Source organism: Streptomyces tibetensis (genome assembly GCF_007655005.1).
Taxonomy (GTDB): Bacteria; Actinomycetota; Actinomycetes; order Streptomycetales; family Streptomycetaceae; genus Streptomyces; species Streptomyces tibetensis.
Genome location: NZ_SZVW01000050.1, coordinates 1 through 2,898, shown reverse-complemented (window position 1 = coordinate 2,898; position 2,898 = coordinate 1). Strand labels below are relative to the sequence as shown.

Annotated in this window: 2 protein-coding genes and 1 pseudogene; all 3 read right to left on the bottom strand. The window is 73.1% G+C overall.

Annotated features, from left to right (window positions below):
* The coding region (locus FDO69_RS40830) for a type I polyketide synthase (protein WP_420878591.1) at positions 1-1,692 on the bottom strand (1,692 nt) is incomplete at its 3' end.
* A 127-nt stretch (positions 1,693-1,819) separates the two neighbouring features.
* Complete coding sequence (locus FDO69_RS40825; RefSeq protein ID WP_138430319.1) at positions 1,820-2,425, bottom strand: phosphopantetheine-binding protein; 606 nt, start codon at positions 2,423-2,425, stop codon at positions 1,820-1,822.
* Positions 2,308-2,898, bottom strand: a pseudogene (locus FDO69_RS41705) (hypothetical protein); the annotation flags it as partial. The pseudogene FDO69_RS41705 and the gene FDO69_RS40825, both read right to left, overlap by 118 nt.

Sequence of the window (2,898 nt, the reverse complement as noted above, 5' to 3'; positions counted from 1 at the left end):
CAACTCCCGCCCCATCCCCACCCGCTGAGCACCCTGACCCGAAAACACCACGGCCAGACCACCGGGGCGGACGGGAGCGTCGAAGCTCGTGGGTGTCTCGGCGAGTTGCCGGAGGGCGTCGGACAGGTCGGCGCGGTCGGCTCCGGCGAGGACGGCGCGGCGGTCGTGCAGGGTGCGGGTGGTGGCGAGGGAGTAGGCGAGGTCGGTGGCGGACTGTTCGGGGTGGGCGGCCACGTGGGCGTGGAGACGCCGGGCCTGAGCACGCAGGGCGTCGTCGTCCGGTGCGGACAGGATCCAGGGCACGGCCGGGAGCGTGCGGGTCTGCTCCGGGGCCGTGTCCTCCGTCTCCGGGGGCTCCTCCAGGATGACGTGGGCGTTGGTGCCGCTCACACCGAAGGCCGAGACGGCTGCGCGGCGCGGGGCCGTTGCGCGGGGGGTCCACTCGCGAGCCTCGGTGAGCAGTTCGACCGCGCCGGAGCTCCAGTCGACCATGGGCGTGGGCCGGTCGACGTGCAGGGTCCGGGGCAGCACACCATGCCGCATCGCCTGCACCATCTTGATGACGCCGCCGACACCGGCCGCGGCGACGGTGTGGCCGATGTTGGACTTCAACGAGCCGAGGAACAGAGGCCGTTCGCGGTCCTGCCCGTACGTCGCCAGCAGCGCCTGCGCCTCGATCGGATCGCCCAGCCGGGTGCCCGTGCCGTGCGCCTCCACCGCGTCCACCTCGGCAGGCGTCAGACGGGCGTTCGCCAGGGCCTGGCGGATGACACGCTCCTGCGACGGGCCGTTCGGCGCCGTCCGACCGTTCGACGCACCGTCCTGGTTCACCGCACTGCCCCGCACCACCGCCAGCACCCGGTGCCCGTTGCGCACCGCGTCCGACAGGCGCTCCACCACCAGCAGACCGACGCCCTCCGACCAGGAGGTGCCGTCGGCGGCGGCCGCGAACGACTTGATCCGCCCGTCGGGGGCGAGTCCGCCCTGGCGTGAGAAGTCGACGAACCCGCCGGGGGTCGCGGTGATCGTCGCGCCTCCGGCGAGCGCGAGGGTGGACTCCCCGCGGCGGACCGACTCCACCGCGAGGTGCAGGGCGACCAGCGAGGACGAGCACGCCGTGTCGATCGAGACGGCCGGGCCTTCGAGGCCGAAGGTGTAGGAGATACGGCCGGAGGCCACGCTGCTGAGCTTGCCGGTCATGAGGTGGCCCTCCAGCTCGGCGGGCCCTTCGAGTCCGAGGTAGCTCTGCTCGATCACGCCGGCGAAGACGGCGGTACGGCTGCCGCGCAGCGTGGCGGGGTCGATCCCGGCGTCCTCGAACGCCTCCCACGCGGTCTCCAGCAGGACGCGCTGCTGGGGGTCCATGGCGCGGGCCTCACGGGGCGAGATGCCGAAGAAGTCGGCGTCGAACAGGGCGGCTCCGTCGAGGAACCCGCCCTCCCGGGTGTACGACGTGCCCGGCTCGTCGCGGTCCGTGCTGTACAGCGCGTCGAGGTCCCAGCCGCGGTCCTCGGGGAACGGGCTGATGGCGTCCCGGCCTTCGGCGGCCAGGCGCCACAGATCGTCCGGTGACGTGACTCCGCCGGGGAAGCGGCATGCCATGCCGACGATGGCCACGGGTTCGGTGGCGGCCGACTCGAGCGTCTCGATGCGCTCACGCGCCTTCTGCAGGTCGGCGGTGACCCACTTCAGGTAGTCGACGAGCTTCTGTTCCCTGGTCTGGGCCTGGTCCTGCGCGCGGGACATGTCAGCGGACATGCGGAATCAGTCTCTCCTCGGTACCGGAAGGGTGGTGGTGCGGGGCGGCGGACAGGCGGCGTCAGTCCGCGGCCCGGCCGAGCTGGGTGTCGATGAAGTCGAAGATCTCGTCGGCGGAGGCATCCCCGAGGCCGGCGACGTCGGCGGCGGACGGGGACGGTGTGTCCGCCGGTCCCGCGAGACGGTCGGCCAGGGCGCGCAGCCGGGCGGACAGCGCGACGCGGGTTTCGTCCGGCGGCGAACCGTCCTTCGCGAGGGCGCCAAGGGACGCCTCCAGCCGGTCCAGTTCCCCGGCCGCGGCACCAACCGGCCCGCCCTCAAGGCCGGGCACGGCCGCCTGTGCCTGTATGTAGGCCGCGAGGGCTACGGGGGTCGGATGGTCGAAGACGACGGTGGCGGGCAGGGAGAGACCGGTGTCGGCACCGAGCCGGTTGCGCAGTTCGACGCCGGTCAGGGAGTCGAAGCCGAGTTCCTGGAAGGGGCGGTGGGGCACGACGGCCGAGGTGTCGGGGTGCTTGAGCACCTTGGCGACCAGCTCCGTGACGAGGGTCAGGAGGTACTGCTCCCGCTGTGCGTCGCCCAGCGGCGCGAGCCTCTCGGCCAGGGGCACCGCCCGGTGGGTCGTCTCCTCCGGGATGTCGGGCGTGACGCGTGAGACAGGGTCCATGTCACGGCTGCCGGTGGTGACTTCGTCGAGCCAGTACCGCCGGCGCTGGAAGGCAGCACCGCCCGGTGGGTCGTCTCCTCCGGGATGTCGGGCGTGACGCGTGAGACAGGGTCCATGTCACGGCTGCCGGTGGTGACTTCGTCGAGCCAGTACCGCCGGCGCTGGAAGGCATAGGTGGGCAGCGGGACCCGGCGGGCTCCGGAGCCGGTGAAGAACGCCTCCCAGTCGACGCGCACGCCCCGGGCGTGCAGGGTGGCGAGCGCCTCGACCAGGGTCTCCGGCTCGGGACGCCCCGCGCGGGTGGCGACGGTGGCGGTCAGGGCGTCGGGGTCGCGTACGGCCTGGGCGGCGAGGGCGGCGAGGGTGCCGCCGGGGCCGAGTTCCAGCAGTGTGGTGACGCCCTGGGACTCCAGGGTGGTGACGGCGTCGGCGTAGCGGACGGGCTGCCGGACCTGGGTCACCCAGTAGTCGGC